This is a genomic window from Micromonospora sp. NPDC006431, assembly GCF_042870725.1.
Classification (GTDB): domain Bacteria; phylum Actinomycetota; class Actinomycetes; order Mycobacteriales; family Micromonosporaceae; genus Micromonospora.
Map to the genome: position 1 here is coordinate 274,143 of NZ_JBIAHQ010000001.1, position 16,174 is coordinate 290,316.

General features: G+C 68.1%; 16 protein-coding genes, 1 tRNA gene, 1 pseudogene and 1 riboswitch. Of the genes and pseudogenes, 6 read left to right on the plus strand and 12 right to left on the minus strand.

The window, feature by feature from the left end; translation table 11 throughout:
* The first annotated feature begins 57 nt into the window (after positions 1-57).
* Complete coding sequence (locus tag ACFYM6_RS01345; RefSeq protein WP_387271139.1) at positions 58-1,068, plus strand: C40 family peptidase; 1,011 nt, start codon at positions 58-60, stop codon at positions 1,066-1,068.
* Between the two features lie 63 nt (positions 1,069-1,131).
* Here the strand turns inward: ACFYM6_RS01345 and ACFYM6_RS01350 are convergent, their stop codons facing one another.
* A complete protein-coding gene (locus ACFYM6_RS01350; protein WP_387271141.1) occupies positions 1,132-3,180 on the minus strand; it encodes an N-acetylmuramoyl-L-alanine amidase in 2,049 nt (682 codons plus the stop codon).
* A 232-nt stretch (positions 3,181-3,412) separates the two neighbouring features.
* Positions 3,413-3,548: riboswitch (cyclic di-AMP (ydaO/yuaA leader) on the plus strand.
* Positions 3,549-3,560: 12 nt separating this feature from the next.
* On the opposite strand from ACFYM6_RS01350, the gene ACFYM6_RS01355 reads away from it, so the two are divergent.
* Positions 3,561-4,595, plus strand: coding sequence for an NlpC/P60 family protein (locus ACFYM6_RS01355; protein WP_387271143.1), 1,035 nt, complete (start codon positions 3,561-3,563; stop codon positions 4,593-4,595).
* A 45-nt stretch (positions 4,596-4,640) separates the two neighbouring features.
* Here ACFYM6_RS01355 and dcd read toward each other — a convergent pair whose 3' ends face one another.
* Positions 4,641-5,219 (minus strand): dCTP deaminase, encoded by a 579-nt coding sequence (gene dcd, locus ACFYM6_RS01360; protein ID WP_073836893.1) that lies wholly within the window; start codon positions 5,217-5,219, stop codon positions 4,641-4,643.
* 78 nt (positions 5,220-5,297) lie between these two features.
* On the opposite strand from dcd, the gene ACFYM6_RS01365 reads away from it, so the two are divergent.
* On the plus strand, positions 5,298-5,843 hold the full coding sequence (locus tag ACFYM6_RS01365; protein ID WP_387271145.1) for a pyridoxamine 5'-phosphate oxidase family protein: 546 nt from the start codon (positions 5,298-5,300) through the stop codon (positions 5,841-5,843).
* Positions 5,844-5,909: 66 nt separating this feature from the next.
* On the opposite strand, the gene ACFYM6_RS01370 is transcribed toward ACFYM6_RS01365, so the two are convergent.
* Positions 5,910-6,893, minus strand: a complete 984-nt coding sequence (locus tag ACFYM6_RS01370) for a zinc metalloprotease (RefSeq protein WP_387271147.1) — start codon at positions 6,891-6,893, stop codon at positions 5,910-5,912.
* 243 nt (positions 6,894-7,136) lie between these two features.
* Here ACFYM6_RS01370 and ACFYM6_RS01375 point away from each other — a divergent pair.
* Positions 7,137-7,207 (plus strand) — tRNA-Gly (locus ACFYM6_RS01375).
* A gap of 54 nt (positions 7,208-7,261) precedes the next feature.
* On the opposite strand, the gene ACFYM6_RS01380 is transcribed toward ACFYM6_RS01375, so the two are convergent.
* Positions 7,262-7,630, minus strand: a complete 369-nt coding sequence (locus ACFYM6_RS01380; RefSeq protein WP_387271149.1) for a tyrosine-type recombinase/integrase — start codon at positions 7,628-7,630, stop codon at positions 7,262-7,264.
* A gap of 83 nt (positions 7,631-7,713) precedes the next feature.
* Positions 7,714-8,166 (minus strand): annotated as a pseudogene (locus ACFYM6_RS01385) (replication initiator); the annotation flags it as partial.
* A gap of 194 nt (positions 8,167-8,360) precedes the next feature.
* Between ACFYM6_RS01385 and ACFYM6_RS01390 the strand changes: the two are divergent.
* Positions 8,361-9,329 carry a hypothetical protein gene (locus ACFYM6_RS01390; protein WP_387271151.1) on the plus strand — a complete coding sequence of 323 codons (969 nt, stop codon included), beginning with the start codon at positions 8,361-8,363 and terminating at the stop codon, positions 9,327-9,329.
* A gap of 553 nt (positions 9,330-9,882) precedes the next feature.
* Here ACFYM6_RS01390 and ACFYM6_RS01395 read toward each other — a convergent pair.
* Together ACFYM6_RS01395 and ACFYM6_RS01400 are read right to left on the minus strand one after the other, a co-directional pair.
* Entirely contained in the window at positions 9,883-10,293 is a 411-nt protein-coding gene (locus tag ACFYM6_RS01395) for a hypothetical protein (RefSeq protein WP_387271153.1), read from the minus strand.
* 175 nt (positions 10,294-10,468) lie between these two features.
* Positions 10,469-10,636, minus strand: coding sequence for a hypothetical protein (locus ACFYM6_RS01400; protein WP_387271155.1), 168 nt, complete (start codon positions 10,634-10,636; stop codon positions 10,469-10,471).
* A 297-nt stretch (positions 10,637-10,933) separates the two neighbouring features.
* Between ACFYM6_RS01400 and ACFYM6_RS01405 the strand changes: the two genes are divergently transcribed.
* Complete coding sequence (locus tag ACFYM6_RS01405) at positions 10,934-11,155, plus strand: hypothetical protein (RefSeq protein WP_387271157.1); 222 nt, start codon at positions 10,934-10,936, stop codon at positions 11,153-11,155.
* A gap of 415 nt (positions 11,156-11,570) precedes the next feature.
* On the opposite strand, the gene ACFYM6_RS01410 is transcribed toward ACFYM6_RS01405, so the two are convergent.
* The 5 genes from ACFYM6_RS01410 to ACFYM6_RS01430 form a co-directional block, all read right to left on the minus strand.
* Positions 11,571-12,068, minus strand: coding sequence for a hypothetical protein (locus ACFYM6_RS01410; RefSeq protein WP_387271158.1), 498 nt, complete (start codon positions 12,066-12,068; stop codon positions 11,571-11,573).
* A gap of 1,350 nt (positions 12,069-13,418) precedes the next feature.
* Complete coding sequence (locus ACFYM6_RS01415; protein WP_387271160.1) at positions 13,419-14,150, minus strand: LPXTG cell wall anchor domain-containing protein; 732 nt, start codon at positions 14,148-14,150, stop codon at positions 13,419-13,421.
* Between the two features lie 575 nt (positions 14,151-14,725).
* Positions 14,726-15,313 carry a TIGR03086 family metal-binding protein gene (locus ACFYM6_RS01420; RefSeq protein ID WP_387271162.1) on the minus strand — a complete coding sequence of 196 codons (588 nt, stop codon included), beginning with the start codon at positions 15,311-15,313 and terminating at the stop codon, positions 14,726-14,728.
* A complete protein-coding gene (locus tag ACFYM6_RS01425) occupies positions 15,300-15,782 on the minus strand; it encodes an SRPBCC family protein (protein WP_387271164.1) in 483 nt (160 codons plus the stop codon). Before ACFYM6_RS01425 ends, ACFYM6_RS01420 begins: the two co-directional genes overlap by 14 nt.
* A complete protein-coding gene (locus ACFYM6_RS01430; RefSeq protein ID WP_387271166.1) occupies positions 15,748-16,110 on the minus strand; it encodes an ArsR/SmtB family transcription factor in 363 nt (120 codons plus the stop codon). The genes ACFYM6_RS01425 and ACFYM6_RS01430 overlap by 35 nt, the downstream gene beginning before the upstream one ends.
* Between the last annotated feature and the right edge of the window lie 64 nt (positions 16,111-16,174).

Sequence of the window (16,174 nt, forward strand, 5' to 3'; positions counted from 1 at the left end):
CCTCGACTTCCCCTCTCGCGAGGCGCCCGGCGGTCGGTTGCAAAGGAGTCCGTGCCGGTGGCAACCATGCCCCCTCATCGTCACGCCCCGAGCCAGTCGCCCGCCCCACCGGTCGGGGCGCGCCGGGTCGTACGCCGTCTCCTCACCCTGGTCGCGGCCGCCGCGGTCGGTGCCGGGCTGCTGGCGGCTCCGGCGCACGCGGCGCCGTCCGTGGATGAGATCGACGCCCAGATCGACAAGCAGTGGGAACAGCTCGAGCCCACCATCGAGAATTACAACAAGGTCCGCGCCCAGCTCAAGGTCAACAAGAAGAAGTCGGACGACCTCGAGAAGAAGATGGTGCCGCTGCAGCTGCAGTCGGACCTGGCGATGAACCAGGTTGGCGACATGGCGGCCCGCTACTACATGCGCGGGCCCTCGCAGGAGATCGGCGCCCTGCTGACGAGCACCAAGCCGGGCATCCTCGGTGAGCAGCTCGTCATCCTCGATCACCTGGCCGCCGAGCAGAAGAAGCAGGTCGCCAGCGTGCTCGCCGTCCGGGACAAGTACAACCGGCAGAAGCGGAAGCTGGACGAGCTGATCGCCACCCAGACGAAGCAGAGCAACGAGCTGGCGGCGAAGAAGAAGCAGATCGACAGCGAGATCAAGCGGCTGACCGCGATGCTGCCGGTGACCTCGATCCGTCCGGCCGGCTGCCCGGCCATCGACGGCGTGGTGAGCAGCGCCGCGCGGACCGCGATCAAGACCGCCTGCGCCCAGGTCGGCGACCCGTACGTGTGGGGCGCCACCGGCCCGAACGCCTTCGACTGCTCCGGCCTCACCCAATACGCCTACAAGGCCGCGGGCATCTCCCTCACCCACTTCACGGGAGCGCAGTGGAACGAGGGCAGGGCCGTGTCCCGCAGCGACGCGCGCCCCGGTGACCTGGTCTTCTTTTACAGCGACCTGCACCATGTCGGCCTGTATCTCGGCAACGGCATGATGGTGCACGCGCCACGGACCGGCAAACCGGTCCAGGTAACCAAGATCAGCTACATGCCGGTCGCCGGCTTCCGCCGCGTCAGCTGACCCTCTCGAGCAGCACGAAGGCCCCCGGTCCACACGGACCGGGGGCCTTCGTTTCGCCGAGGGTCAGCTGGGGGAACCGACCGACGCCGGCGTGATCTGCACGTCGTCGAGGTTCACGTACATCACCCGGTGGCCGAACTGGACCTGGACGTACTTGTTCTCGCCGCGGACCACCGTCCGGTCACCCGGCGCCGAACCGTCGAAGGAGACGGCCCGGTAGTACTCGCCCGGCAGGACGCCGCCGACCGCGTACCGCTGACCGGCCGGGAAGGTGTACTGCAGCGGCGAGATGGCCTGGTACGGGATCGTGGCCGGGTAGGCGGCCCGTTCGGGGTAGGCCCGTCCGTATACCGGGATGCTGGTCTTGCCCGGCTTGGGGGTCACCACGAAGCCGTTCGCCCACTTCGCCGTCGGCGCCGAGGTCGGGTTGTAGAACCAGGCCTTCTGGCCGAGGTACCAGATCGCGGTCCAGTCGCCCTGGATGCCCGCGAGGGCGTACGTCTGACCGGCCGAGGCGCGGGCGCCGTGATCCTTGATGTACATGGTGTTCGGCGTGCCGTCCTTGCGCAGGCCGAGGTCGTTGACCAATGGCGCGTCCAGGCTCGGGCCGGTGCGCAGGATGACCGAGGAGGAGCCCCGCAGCGGGCAGGGCTCGGCCGGCGGCGGCGGCTTCGGGACACCCGGCGGCTGCTGGTTGCAGCCGTAGAAGGCCGGCTTGTTCGACGCGAAGTCCGGGTCGATGGTGACCAGGCCGGTGTTCGGCGTGCCGGTCGAGTGGAACGGCGCCTTCAGCAGGTCGAAGTAGTGCGACCAGTCCCAGTACGGGCCCGGGTCCCAGTGCATCCCGGCGACATTCCCGGCGGTGATGCCGGGGACGTTGTCGTGGCCGAGGATGTGCTGCCGGTCCAGCGGGATCTGGAACCGCAGCGCCAGGTGTCGGACCAGCTTGGCCGAGGCGCGGTACATGGCCTCGGTGTACCAGGTGCCGTGGCCCGCGAAGCCCTCGTGCTCGATGCCGATGGACTTGGCGTTGACGTACCAGTTGCCGGCCTGCCAGCCGACGTCCTTGGCCTTGATGTGCTGAGCGACGTACCCGTCCACCGAGCGCAGAGTGTAGTGCCAGCCCAGGTAGGTCACGTCCTGCACCAGGCCCACACTGGGGCCGAAGTAGCCCTCGGTGTCGTGGATGATGATGTATTCGAGCTTCTGCTGGGCCGGCCGGTTGCCGATGTCGTAGTTGCCGTAGTCCACGATGTTCGTCTCGGGGATCGTGTACTCCCCGTACGGCGCGGGGATCCACTCGCAGGCGAGGCGGACTGGGCACTCCAGGCCGTCCGGCCGCTCGGCGCGGCGCAGGCCGAGCTTGTGCAGCCCGGACTGGTCCGGCGTGACGGCGGTGGCGGTGAGGGTCACCCGCTGGCCGTCGTCGGTGGTCCGGGTGGCGCCCTGGCCGATCTGGTCGTACACCTCGTCGGCGAAGGCCGCCGCCGCGTCCTCGGTGTCCGCGCCGGAGTACCGGGCCACCGCGCCGTACCAGGCCGCCGGGTCGCTGCCGGCGCCGACCGGCCCGCCCAGGTCCTGCTGGTACGAGGCCAGCAGCGCCGCACCGCCGCGGATGTTGGCCGCCGCGTCGTCGCGCAGCGCCTCCTTCGACACGCCGGTGAGGTCGGCGGCGGTGTCCAGGGTCTGCAGCGAGGCCAGGGGCAGGGTGTCCCCGGCCGGCGCGGCGGCGGCGGTCAGGTCGACGGTGAGCGGGCGGGACTCGTCGCCGCGGGGGTCCTCGTTCTCGTCCACGTGTGCGCTGGACGGGGCCGAGGCGACCTGCTGCGCGTCGGTGAGGTGCATCGGCCCGTAGCCGCCGCTGGTGCTGGGCTGGCTGGAGTGGGTGTCCCAGCGGGACTCCAGGTAGGAGACGCCCAGCAGGACGCTCTGCGGCACGCCGTACTCCGCCGCCGCGGCGGCGTACTGCTGCTGGCGCTCCGGGCTGTCGATGGTGCCGGCGGCGGTGAGGGGCGCCGCCGCGGTGGGACCGCTGGTCGCGAGAGCGGTGGCCGCCGCGACGGCGGCGGCCAGCAGTATCCGTCTGCGCGATGGCAGGGCTGAGAGGTGCATCGAACCTCCAGATAGGGATGGGGGTGACTGCGTCCCCACCCTCACTCCGCAGATGGCCCCAGGTCAATACCTTTCCAGGTGGTGATGATGGGCGTAAAAAACCTTCACGGTCGGGTGGTTTCCGAATCTGCGTACGGAGTGTCACGGCGGATCGGGTTGCGGATTGATAACGACGGTCCCTACTCTGGTCAGTTGTCGACCGGTAGGTTCACCGTCCATCCCGGGTGGTGACGGTCCGACACCGCCGAGTCGCCGCCAGGCGAGCCGGGGACCCAGGTACCTGGGGTGAATCCGCAGCCAATGCGGTAGGGCGGCTCCCTTCCCGCCCGAACCCGTCAGCTAACCCGGTAGGCGGTCAGGAAGAAGGAGTACGGAGCCCGGTGGCACACCATGCCCCGCGGCCACCGTCGGACCGGTCGGTCGACCGGTCGACGGCTGCGCCGCGTTCACGCTGGTCCCGCTTCACCACCGCCCTCGCCGCCCTGGTCGGCACCGCCGTCGTCCTGACCGGTGGCGCCACGGCGGCCCACGCCGAACCGTCGGTCACCGAGATCGAGCGCCAGATCGACCAGGACTGGAACAAGCTCGAACCGATCATCGAACAGGTCAACTCCACCCGCGGGCAGCTCGCCGTCCGGCGCAAGCAGGCCGACGCGCTGGAGAAGCAGATCGCCCCGCTCGAGGCCCAGGTCGACGCCGCCCTCGGGCAGGTCAGCGGGCTGGCCGCCGACGCGTACAAGGGCAACAACCTCTCCACCGTCAACGCCCTGCTGGGCAGCCGGTCGCCGAGCGAGGTGGTCAACAGCCTCGAACTGCTCGACCGCTACGCGCACCACCAGCACGAGCAGGTGCAGGCCGTCATGGAGCTGCGCGACCAGCTGGCCGCGAAGAAGAAGCCGTTGGACGCGATGGTCGCCCAGCTGGCCCGTACCGAAGCTCAGCTCGCGGCCCAGAAGAAGCAGATCGACGCCGAGATCGCCCGGCTCCAGAAGCTCCGGCTCAAGGTGTACGGCAACGGCGGCGGCGGACCGCTGCGCCCCGCGCCCTGCCCCGCCGGCTACCCGGGCGGCCCGGCCGGTGTCGCGGTCAAGTTCGCCTGCGCCCAGATCGGCAAGATCTACGTCTGGGGCGCCGCCGGCCCGGACCACTACGACTGCTCCGGCCTGACCATGGCGGCCTGGGCCAAGGCCGGGGTCTCCCTGCCGCACAACGCCCGCGAGCAGCACGACGTCACCCGGCGGGTGAGCCGCGGCGAGCTACGCCCCGGTGACCTGGTCTTCTACTACAGCGACCTGCACCACGTCGGGATGTACGTCGGCGGCGGCTGGGTGGTGCACGCCTCCCAGTCCGGCAAGCCGATCACGATGAAACGCGTCGACGACGGCCAGATCAACAGCTACGGCCGCCCGGGCTGACGGGTACGCAGGGGCTGCCGCGTCGCGGGAGCCCCTGCGTCGTGCTCAGCGGGTCGGCCAGGTACGCCAGTTCTGCCAGGACCGGCTCGGGGTCGGCCCGCGCTGCCCCTGGTAGCGCGAGCCGTAGACCGCCGAGCCGTACGGGTGCTCGGCCGGCGACGAGAGTCGGAAGATGCAGAGCTGGCCGATCTTCATGCCGGGCCAGAGCGTGATCGGCAGATTGGCCACGTTGGAGAGTTCCAGCGTGACGTGCCCGGAGAAGCCCGGGTCGATGAAGCCGGCGGTGGAGTGGGTGAGCAGCCCGAGCCGGCCCAGGCTGGACTTGCCCTCGAGTCGGCCGGCGAGCTGGTCGCCCAGCGAGATCACCTCGAGCGTCGAGGCGAGCACGAACTCGCCCGGGTGCAGCACGAACGGCTCGCCCTCGGGTACCTCCACCATCGAGGTCAGGTCGTCCTGCTGCTGCGACGGGTCGATGTGCGTGTAGAGGTGGTTGTTGAAGACCCGGAAGAGCCGGTCCAGGCGTACGTCGATGCTGGACGGCTGCACCAGCGTAGGCTCGAAGGGCTCCAGCGCGAGTGCGCCCGCCTTGATCTCGGAGACCAGGTCGCGGTCGGAGAGCAGCATCGGAACACCATAGCGACCGGTACGGGCGACCTGCGTGTCGGACTACATCTTCGTACACGTGTTCGATAGAATGTCCGCATGGCTTCCTGGTCCGAATTCGCCGCCGACGAGCCCCGACTCGCCGACGAGATCCGCCTTCTCCTGCAGCAGTACGGGCCGGGCTTCGGCTACCTCGCCACGGTCCGCGCCGACGGCGGCCCCCGGGTCCACCCGGTCTCCCCGGTCATCACCGACGACGGGCTCTACTGCTTCGTCATCGACTCGCCCAAGCGTCGCGACCTCGAACGCGACGGCCGCTACGCGCTGCATTCCTTCCCGCCGGAGGAGAGCGACGACGAGGCGTACGTCGCCGGCCGGGCCCACCCGGTGACCGACCCGGCGACCGTGGCCCGGGTGGCCGGGATCGGCCGGGCCGCGCCGCACGTCGACTGGCAGCTGTTCGAGTTCACCGTCGACGTGGCGATGCTGACCCGGCGCGACCAGGCGGCCCACCTCGGCACGGGCCGGCCGCAGGTGCGGGTCTGGTTCGACCCGCAGGCGACCGCTCCCGCGCGGCGTGCCCCGGCCGTCCCCGAGGGGCGGCGCGGCCGCCACGGCTTCGACACCCGCCGCCCGGCCGCCTGACCGTATGAACACCGGTGCCGGCCCCGTCCGAGGACGAGGCCGGCACCGGTTCGCTGTGCTCGGCGGTTACGCCGCGCGGTAGGCGTTCCACGCGGTCAGCATCCGGCTCGCCTGGCCCGGGGTGAACTGGTACATGCACGAGTCGTAGGTGTAGTCCATGAAGTTGGTGATCGGGTCCAGGCCCGCCGCCGTGCAGGTGTCCCGACCGGTCGGGCACTGGTACGCCGGCGAGGCCTCGGCCGCGGTGTCGTCCACGCTGTCGCCCGAGCCCGAGCAGCCGCCCTGGAAGGTGTGGTAGAGGTTCAGCCAGTGGCCGATCTCGTGGGTGCCGGTGTCGCCCTGGTTGTAGTTGGTGGCGGTGCCACCCGGCAGCGACTCGCTCAGCACGACCACGCCGTCCATGCTGTCGAGCTTGCGCTTCGGGAAGGTCGCCCAGCCGAGCAGGCCGTCGCTGAGTTCGCCGAGGTACATGTTCAGCGTGTTCTTGCCGCCCTCGCGCAGGGTGGTCTTCATCGACCGCTCAGCCGAGGAACCCGAGATGATCGGGTACCAGGACGGGTTGGTGACCCGGTTGATCTTCTGGAGCTGGAAACTGAAGGCGGTGGGCGCACCGCCGGTGGCGCCGCTGTAGGCCTGGTTGAGCACGCTGATCTGCTGCGTGATCATCGAATCCGGGATGTTGCCGCCGGCGCGGGTGCTGTCCCGCTGGATGACGTGCACCACGACCGGGATGGTCACGGTTGCCAGGGGTGCGGCCCCGGCGCCGGCCCGGAACCGGGCCCGCTCGGCCAGGGCTGCGGCGAGGTCCGCCTCCCGCTCACGGACCTGGGCAGCGGTCAGCTCGTTCGGCTCGTGCTTGGCGTGCGCGCCGGCCTTGACCCGGGCGTCCGAGTGGACGTCGGCCGGCTCGACGCAGCCGCCCGCCGGGGCGGCCGAGAAGGCCGAAGCTGCCGGGACGACGCCCACTGCGGCGGTGCTGAGCAGCAGCGCGAGCGTCGTCGACGCGACACCGGCGGTACGCCGGGTCAGCAGGTTGGGACGAAGTCCCATGGGCCACCTCTTTCTGGCGGCGCGACCGGGGGTGTGTCACGCCGTGGCTGAAACGTTGGGGAGACGTTACAACCGATCGACAGATTTGAGAATGGCCATGTTTCGCCGCCGTGAAACTTTCTCCTGCTGAGGCCGGGTGCGGAGGTTGCAAGATCGTTTCGAGCCGGTTCGCAGCGCGTGGGAGCCGCCACGGGGGTACCTGGGTGCACGGAGGCGGTGACCTCAGGTACAGTGGTGCCGCCTGCGGGTGTAGTTCAATGGCAGAACATCAGCTTCCCAAGCTGACAGTGCGGGTTCGATTCCCGTCACCCGCTCCGGGTTGAGGCCCAGGTCAGGACAAGTTCCCGACCTGGGCCTCATTCATTTCGTCACTTCTTCGGCTTGCCGTGCCCGCTACGTGCCCGATCGCGGCCCTTCTTGATCTGCTCGCTGAGGCCGTCAGCGATGTGCTGATCACGCTCTTGGGCGGTGTGCTGGTAGATCAGCGCGGCGCGGGTCGAGGCGTGACCCATCCGGGCCATCAGGTCGGCGAGGCTCACCCCGGTGCGTGACGCGAGGGTGTCCCCGGTGTGCCGCAGGTCGTGGAAGTGGAAGCCGGGCAGGCCGGCCGCAGCCACGGACACGCGCCAGTTGCTGGTCCGCTGGAAGTTGGAGCGGCGCAGGACTGCGCCAGCAGCGCCAGTGAAGACGAGCGCGTCCTGGTCCTCATCCACGAAGTCGGCCAGGTGCTTACGCACATCGCGGCGAAATGCCGTTGGGATGGTGATGGTCCGCAGGCCGGCATCGGTCTTGGGCGGGCCGAAAGTCAGGGTGCCGTCCTGAGCCGTTCGGGGTGGGCCGTGCTCGTTGGCGTACAGGTCGATGGTGTTGCCGTCGAGGCGGCGGGACACATGGCCGGTGGCTTCGGTGCTCTTGGTGGCGTACTTGGCTAGGTAACCGGCGACCTTCCCGTCAGTGATGTCGCCATCTGCGTTGATCGGCCGCACGTCGAGGCCCTTGTCAGTCGCCCCAGGTGATCCGCCAGCCAGCCGGCTGGACCGGATGGGGGCGGGTGGCGAAGGCGACCGTGGCGGCGGCGTGGGCAACGGCGGCGGCTAGGTCGTCGACGCCGAGGGCGGCCGGCGGCGGGATCACCGCGTCGGGAGTCGCGCGGGGCGACGCCGTCAAGGCGGATGACTGCGTGGTAGTGGACCACGCCCCGGCGCTGCATCTCCGCGACCTTGCCGAAGGACAGCTTGACCGGCGGCACCCGGCGAACCTGGCCGGAGTTGGTGAAGCTGGCAGCTGCCATCCAGTAACCCAAGAGGACGGCCGCCGGCTGCCGGCTGGTGTCGTACTCCGGTTGATGCGTTACACAGCGACGCCACTTGATGGGTTACACGGACCCTGAGAGCTCCGGACACCGACGGTGACGCCATGGTTCACGACGCTGGCATGCTGGCGGCCCAGGCGGGAAGATCGCGGGTCATGAGCCGCATCGTGGACGTGTCGAGCCCCATCGACGTGCACCAGCTTCGGGTCAGGCTCGGCGATGCTTCGGTTGTTCAGTTCAGCCAGCCACTCGCCGAGGCGGAGTACAGGTCGCTCGCCGCGGTCTTGGCGGACCATCCGACGGTCACTCTGCGCGCGTACGGCTTCGACAAGGACCTCGCCACGCTGCGGTTCCTGCGCTGGTTCCCACGCCTAAGTCGCTTCAGCGTCGCCCACCTACACAACCTGACTGACTTGGCGCCGCTACACCAGCTGAACGCCAATGTCGAGCTCTTGGACATCGGCGAGACCCGCAAGCCTCTCAACCTCACCCCGGTCGCCGCATTCCATGACCTTCGCCAACTGCGGATCGTCGCGCACCGACGCGGCCTTCCGGAACTGCTCGACGCCAACCCCGGCCTGCAGGGACTTGCGCTGTGGCGACTCCCGATCGACCAACACCTCCCACTGATTGCCCTGCCCCACCTGCAGTCATTGGCGCTGACCCTCGGCTCGTTGGCACACGGGGAATGGCTGCTCCAGGTCCCCACGCTCCGCTACGTCGCGCTTCGCGCAGTTCGCAAACTCACCGACCTCGACGCCGTGACACGCCTGCCCGCACTGCAATGGCTGTGGTTGGACGCGCTCGCCCTGGACCGACTTCCCGACTTCAGCTCCTGCACCCCACTGCGACGCGCCGACTGCACCGCCATGCGACACCTTCGACACCCGGCATCCCTACAGGGCCTCGCTGCCGCACCCCAACTGCGAGAGCTATTGGTCACTGAGTCGCTGCTCCCGGCTAATGCGTTCACGCCGTTCGTTGATCACCCGACGCTTGAACACGTCGCCGTCGGCCTGGGCACCGAGCGCCGCAACCGCGAGGTTGAGCAGATGCTGCGGCGGACACCACCACGCGCCGACACGGACTTCGCCGCGACGTACGGCCTTCTACGCATGCTGTAGCCAGCCCCAAGACCCGCGAGGGAGTCGAGGTGCGAGATCAGAAGCTGACAGCCTGGTAGCTGTTCTCGCCCGTCGGCCATCAGTAGGCAGCCCACAAGTTACGCCTGTGACATCAAGCCCGAAGCGGGCCCGCAGCGAACTGTCACCGCGATTTGCCGCAGCAGCTCAGCATGGGCTCACGGGCAGCTCACCGCCCGCCGATCATTCTTTCACACCGAACGAGTCGCGAGTCCTAACAGCGGCATCTTGCCGAGTTCCGCTCTTGAGTCGTCAAGGCGGCCCGGCCCCGGCCTGCGGGCGACCTCCGGCCGGCATCGGCCGGGCCGGCCGGCAATGTTGACGGACGACAAGACCTCGAAGACCTCGGGGCTTTGCCCCGAACCCCGGCCCTCCTCAGAGATCAGCCGCGGATCCCCTCGCTGGGCACCACAAGGGCTACCAGTCTCCGGGGACGGCCGGAGACTGCCCGACGAGGAGATCCGCTCCCCTTCCTGGTTGCTACGCATGGCGACTGAAGGAGGGGGAATCCTTGGGCCATTCCTAGATTGCTTTCTCAACGCTGGCCGAGGTGGCGCCCCGCACAGTCGTAGGCCTTGATGCCAACAAGATCGCAGAACGCCGCGTCAGCTTCCTTTTCCGATCGGGACTGCTGGATCACGGCTGCCGCCGCACGCATCCCCGCGCCAAAGCATCTCGCGTTCTGCTGCACGACCTCGGCGAGAATCCTGCGCTGCGCCTCATCGAGGGCTTCATCCCGCGCGTTCCCGTCGAGCCCGGACCCGCGCTGCAGCCTCTGCACTTGCTTTCGGAGCTGACCGGCGCGGTTCTCGAATTCCTGCTTGGCCTGGTTACACACCGCAGACTGCTTGTTGGTGTCACGATGGCTGACCGCGCCAATGGCATATCCGCCTCCCACAAGGGCAACCGCCCCCGCGCTCATCAGCGCGATCATCGCTCGTCTCATGGCGCGGGATCTTATCGGCCAAGGTCTGCAGCCGTCACGGGCCATCCACGGGCCAGTAGTCGGGGTGCGCAGCGGTCACGAGGGAGCATGAGCCGCAGCCGCCCGGGCTGTCGGCCGCAGGCGTTTCGGGCATCACGGCCGGTTGAGCGTGCTCTTCCAACCTGACGCTCTGGGCTCAGATCCGACGCTCGCGCGAGACGCGGGCCCCCACCTTCTCGACCCACTCCCGCGACCGGCGCTTGTCGGCGTCTTCGATCGCGTGCCGGACCGCAAGACGGATCACCCAGTAGAGAACGAAGAGGCTCAGCGCGTAGACGAGAGCGGTTGCGACTACGGGATCCATGATCGTGAACCATAGAAATCAGCTGCCAGTGCCCCCTACAGCCATTCGTACAGCCAAGACTGCCCACAACCGCCGACGCTGCCCGTGTGACGGTAGCTGGCCTGGTGGGCGACGGACGAGTCGACCTGTACGCCGGATTCTGGATCTCTCATTTCTGGCCCTGATCTGGTCTCTCTGGCAGGATGCAGCGACCGGAGGCGACCGTGGGTGGACGTCTGCTGCCAGAGACTGAAGGAGCCGAAGTTGCGTCTTCCCCGTAACCGTCACCCGGTTGACCGGCCGTCCATCATCCTGCTCATGATCGTGTTCTTCGGCCTGGGAGTAGTCGCGGCGAGCGGATGGAACGGTGATGCTGGCCGCTTTCAGCCGATCGCGGCAGTGCTTGCCATCGTGCTGTTTGCGTGCTTCCTGATCTTGTTTTCGGTCTTCTGGGTCGGCTGGTTGATGTGGGGACACGAGTTGTGGCGCAAGGAGCTGCACGGGCCGGCGGCACAGGATGGTGAGCAGCCCGCCGAGTAACGCTCCCGCTCGTGCACGAGCAGCCACGCGAGTAGCCGAGGCAGTGAATCCCGGCGGACCTGTCCGTACCTTGGCGGACTCGTTGAGCAGCGCCGGGGGAGGTTGACGAAGCCTCGCCCGCTGCTGGGCAGCGGCTCTAAGTTCCGCTTCAGCGTCTGACGGTCGGCCTCGCTCACCCTTGCAGTCGGTGCGCCCAGTAGATTTGGTCGTCGGACCCAATGCAGACCACGGCTAGAAGCATGTCAGAGATCGCGACAGGCTCGTCACGCGCGGCGGTCGGTGTTCGTGAGTGTGTTTGAGCCTCTGGGAATCTGGCCGCGAAGGTAAGCGGTGAGCCCTCTTGTTCATCCACCCACACGACGGCGTCCGTACGCGCGTCAAGGTGAGCTTGACGCGGTAGGGCGTGCCGGTTCGCTCACCGGGGCGGATCGACGTTAGCGAGCTCGACGTCCAGCAGGTCGGCTGCTTCCTCGACGGTGGCCACGAACTCTTCCGGTGGGATCCTGGCGACGAAGACCTTGCCCAGGTCATCCGGAAAGGGATGGTCTGCCCGCCAGAACGCGAAGACGATTACTAGATCGTCGTCCAGGTAGGCGTACATGGAGACGTTGTCGATGGTCTCCCCCCACTGCATGAACCAGAACTGCTCCCGGAACTCCGTCTTGTCTGCGTGGAGCAGCCGGAAGATCTCCTCCGGCGCGCGGCCCGGGAAGGGACAGGGCTTGACGTCGCGTCGGCGCACCTGCGCCGCGCTCGACTGCATAACGCGGATTAAGAACGGGAGGAAGGCCCAGTTGTCCTCGGTGGTCAGCCTCTTGCTAGCCGCCCACAAGTCGACGACGCGGAGTTGGTGCGGCTCGACCTCGCCGATCTCCACCGCGAACGTGGCCCGGTCACCGAAGCGTCGTGTCATCAGCCCACGGGCGCAGTCATATGGAAGGACGTGCCTGGCTGGGTAGGTTGCCGTCCCTCGGCCAATGCCTTCCGGACAATCGCAGCGACCGCCGACGGGAGAACGGGCACTGCCGACCCGCCAATCCAGTTGCTTGGATGGTCCTGAGGCATGCTGACCAGCAACACCCTGCCCTTGCAGTCGACCTGTTCTACAGCGACAGCGAGCGGTCGCTCACACAGCCCTTGGGCATAGGTTGGTCTGCCGCGCACTCGCCACCTGTAGGTGACCCCGTCAACCGTGGTGAGCCGAGAGCCCTTCTTGACCAACGCCATGACGACCCTCCTCGACGTCAGATGACCGTGCCCGTAGCGTGCCCGATGCAGCGGTCAGTATGGGGCAGCGAGGGACGCCCGATTGGCGAGGCAGACACGCTGCGTGCCGCCTGACCTCAGAATGTCGCTACGCGGCGTGTAGATCAACGCGATTCCGAAGCTGACAGTGCGGGTTCGATTCCCGTCACCCGCTCCACACGAAAGGCCCTGGCCAGGACGGCAGTCCCAGCCAGGGCCTTCGACGTTTCCCAGACTGCGGCCGTTGTCCGTGCCATTGGCGCATTAGCCTGCTGTGGGAGGTGAGCGACCTGGCGCCGAAACTGACCCGAGACGAGGCGATCCTCGTGGAGCGGATCATGAGGGGCGACTACGCGGACGACGCTGAGGCGAACGGGCTGGACCAACTTGATCAAGGCGGCCAGCAAAGCGGGCCGCGCCGGCCCGGCCCCGGCCTGCTGGCGACCTCCGGCCGGCATCGGCCGGGCCGGCCGGCCACGCTTCGGGATTGCCAGACTTCGAAGACCTCGGGGCTCTGCCCCGAACCCCGACCCTCCTCAGAGATCAGCCAAGGCGAATCACCTCGCCGGGCACCACGAGGGCTACCAGCCTTCCCGGACGGGGCCAAGGTCGTTCGTCCGGTAGGGCGCTCCACCTTGTCCCCGTCCGGGAAGGCCGGACGGTCTACGACTGCCCGACGAGGAAATCCGCTAGCGCAACTAAGCCTTCCGCAGCACACCCGTGGAGAGCCACTGAATCCGGAATACCGCCAGGTTGACCGCGGCCTCCGCCTCGTCCTGGTTCTGGCATCGCAAGTTCGGTCCTCCACCGTGACGCGAGTGTTGGGCACTCCAAAGCGTTTCCGTCATTGTCACGATGCCCTCAGTGGTACGGGGATTGCCGCCGGCTCGTCGGCCCACATACGTTGCGGCTTGCTTTCGAAGCTGGCAGCACGCCTTCGGGCCGCGACGAACCGCGCCAAGCACAGCGCCGATCGCGCCCAGCCGGACGGAGCATCGAGCCGGGCGCGTCGAGCAGGCTATGCCACGAAGCGGGAACGGCGTCGGCGTCCGATCAGGTAGCCAGCGCCGCCGAGGAGCAGAAGCGCACCGCCGATGCCGGCCACGGTCGCGGTGTCGTCACCGGTGACGGGCAGCCCACCGCCCTCGCCGCCGCCGGGGGCTCCCAGGCTGGCGGAGGAAGCAGGAGCCGGTGCAATGGTCGTCGTGGCGCTGGGCGTGGCGCTCGGTGTGGGCGTGGGCTGAGACGTTGCTGTCGGTGCGGGCTGAGACGCGCAGTCGAGCGCACGTGCGGCGTACAGGCCGTTGTTCAGGAAAGCCAGGTAGGCATCGACGGTCCCCTCATCAAGCGCCTTCTGCGCGGCCGCCTTCACGTTGGCACCAGCGCCCGTCAACGTCCGGACCACCGTGACCCGCAGAGCCGTTGACCAAGCATTCTGCACGTCCGCCTTGAGGAATGCGCGCAGATCATCCGCGGTGCCGTCCAGGCGCTCCTGAATGGCGTCAGGCAGAACGGGCAACGAGTCGGCGTTTGCCGCGGCCAGGATCTGGTTGGCCAACACGCGCACCTCTACATTGGTGGCGGCATCCAGGTCGATGGTGAGGAGCTCGCGGATATCCTTGTACACCTTGCGCTCGACCGTTTGGCAGGCCTCGTTCAGCCCGGGCGGTTCGGTTTGAGCCACCGCCGGTGCCGCCGGAATCAGAAAGGCCAGCGCCATTAGGACGCCGGCCGGAATCTTCCATCGCATGTGCGTCTTCCTCCCCGCTGCAGGCCAAAACGTGGAGATATTACCGTCACTCACGCCAAGTCGTTGCCCCCGTCCGTGACCGGCCCCGCGTCGACGGATCAGGGGTCAGCAGTCCGCAAGAGGCCGGCGGACAGCGGGGGAGTGGTGTGAGGTGTCGAGAGGCGTTTCCGCTGCTAGGCCCCCGATTGCCGAGGTCGTCGGAGCGGGCAACTTGATCTCATAATCCCTTGGTCGCCGTGCCACCCACGTGCCAGTAGTCCCTACCCCCGACGGTCACCAGCGGGCACGGATGGAAACAGCGCCGGGCCCGCAACCTCGCCGCACAACTCCAGGCCATCACTGGTCAACAGATCACCATCCGCGATGGCAAAGCCGTCATCGCCGAACCCAAAGCCGCCTGACCCACCCATCCAAACCCGGCTCCGCTGCGCTGCGCCGGGTGCTGCCGACTGCCCACTCACCGTTAGATTTTCGGGTCTGACAGTGCGGGTTCGATTCCCGTCACCCGCTCCACGCGAAAGGCCCCTGATCAGGACGTGAGTCCCGGTCAGGGCCTTCAACGTTGTCGAGCCAGGTCAGGGGCGCCCGGCTCGCCGCCCCGACCAGAATGGGTCCCGGCCGATGAAACCCATCAGTCTGGTCTGGGTGTCCGCATCGCCGGGTACGTCGACCCGGGTGCCGAACTGGCCGGAGGAGCGGAGAACCTGCTCCATCTGCTCCATCTGACCGAGGAGTTGAGCGCAGAAGTCGGGGTCCAGCCGATCGTCCTGGCCGGTGGCCCTGGAGAGATCCCAGGTGTGCATGAACACGTCAGCCGTGTAGAACTGGTCGATCGCGTTCTCCAGCGGCATGTGGCCGATGTGTGGGTTGGTGAGTTCCCGGTGCGCCGTCTCCGGATCGTCCAGCACCGCCTGCACACCGTCGCAGTGAACCTGCCACGCGGCGACCGGGTTCTCGTCCACCGACGGTCCGTGGGGCAGTTCGATGCCGGCACCGGAGGCAAGAAAGCCGGAGCACCATCCGGTCAGGTGACGTACGACGTCGCGGGCGGTCCAGCCGGCGACCGGGGATGGCACGTCCCAGGACCGGGTACCGCGGACGCGGTCGGTGAAGAGCCCGGCAATCTGCCGGTGTCGCTCGGCTGGGCGGTCAGACAGCGCCATCGATCAGCATCCTGTCCAGCTTGGCGTAGCCCTCGTTGATACCGCCCTCCATGCCGCTGCGCAGCCACGCATCGCGGCCTTCGAAGCTGTCGACCAATGACTGCGTCCGCAGCCGCGTAAGGCCGTCGCCCAGGTCCTCGAACCACAACGTCTCCAGCGCGACTCCGTCGGGATCGCCCTCGAAGGTGAAGGTCTGCACGATCCGGTCCGGCCGCACTTCATGGAAGCTGCCGTGGAACCGGTATTCGGTGTCGTCGCGTACCGAGATGTATCGCCAGCTGCCGCCGGTACACGCGTTCCAGTGCTCGATCCGGGTGGCCATGGCGTTGGGACCGACCCACTGGGCGAACAGCGCGGGATCGGTGTGGGCGCGGAACAGTTGCTCGGGCGTTGCCGCGAAGTCACGAGTTGTCCGGATGACCGGCAGCCTCGGGTCAGCTTCGATGACTGTCTCCGTGATCCTGTTCATGCTCGTCTCTCTTCATCTTCGCGAGGACGGCGTCAAGGCGGCGGTAGCGGTGCTCGACGCGGCTCCGGTGGCGCTCGATCCAGGTGTCCATCAGGTCGAAGGCCTGGGCCTCCAGGCGCACCGGCCGGGGCTGCGGCCCTCGCGGTCGGCTGACGAGCCCGGCGTCCTCCAGCACCCGCAGGTGCTTGTAGACGGCCTGCAGCGTCATCCGGTACGGCTCGGCCAACTGGCTTACGGTCGCGTCGCCCTCGGAGAGCCGGGCGACCATGTCGCGCCGGGTCGGATCGGCGAGAGCGGCGAAGGCTCGGGACAGCGCGTCCGTGGTCATCCTCCTCAGCTTAAACCGAATGGTTGAGAGATAGATCGGAAGTCGCCCATCCGTCAACCCTGTG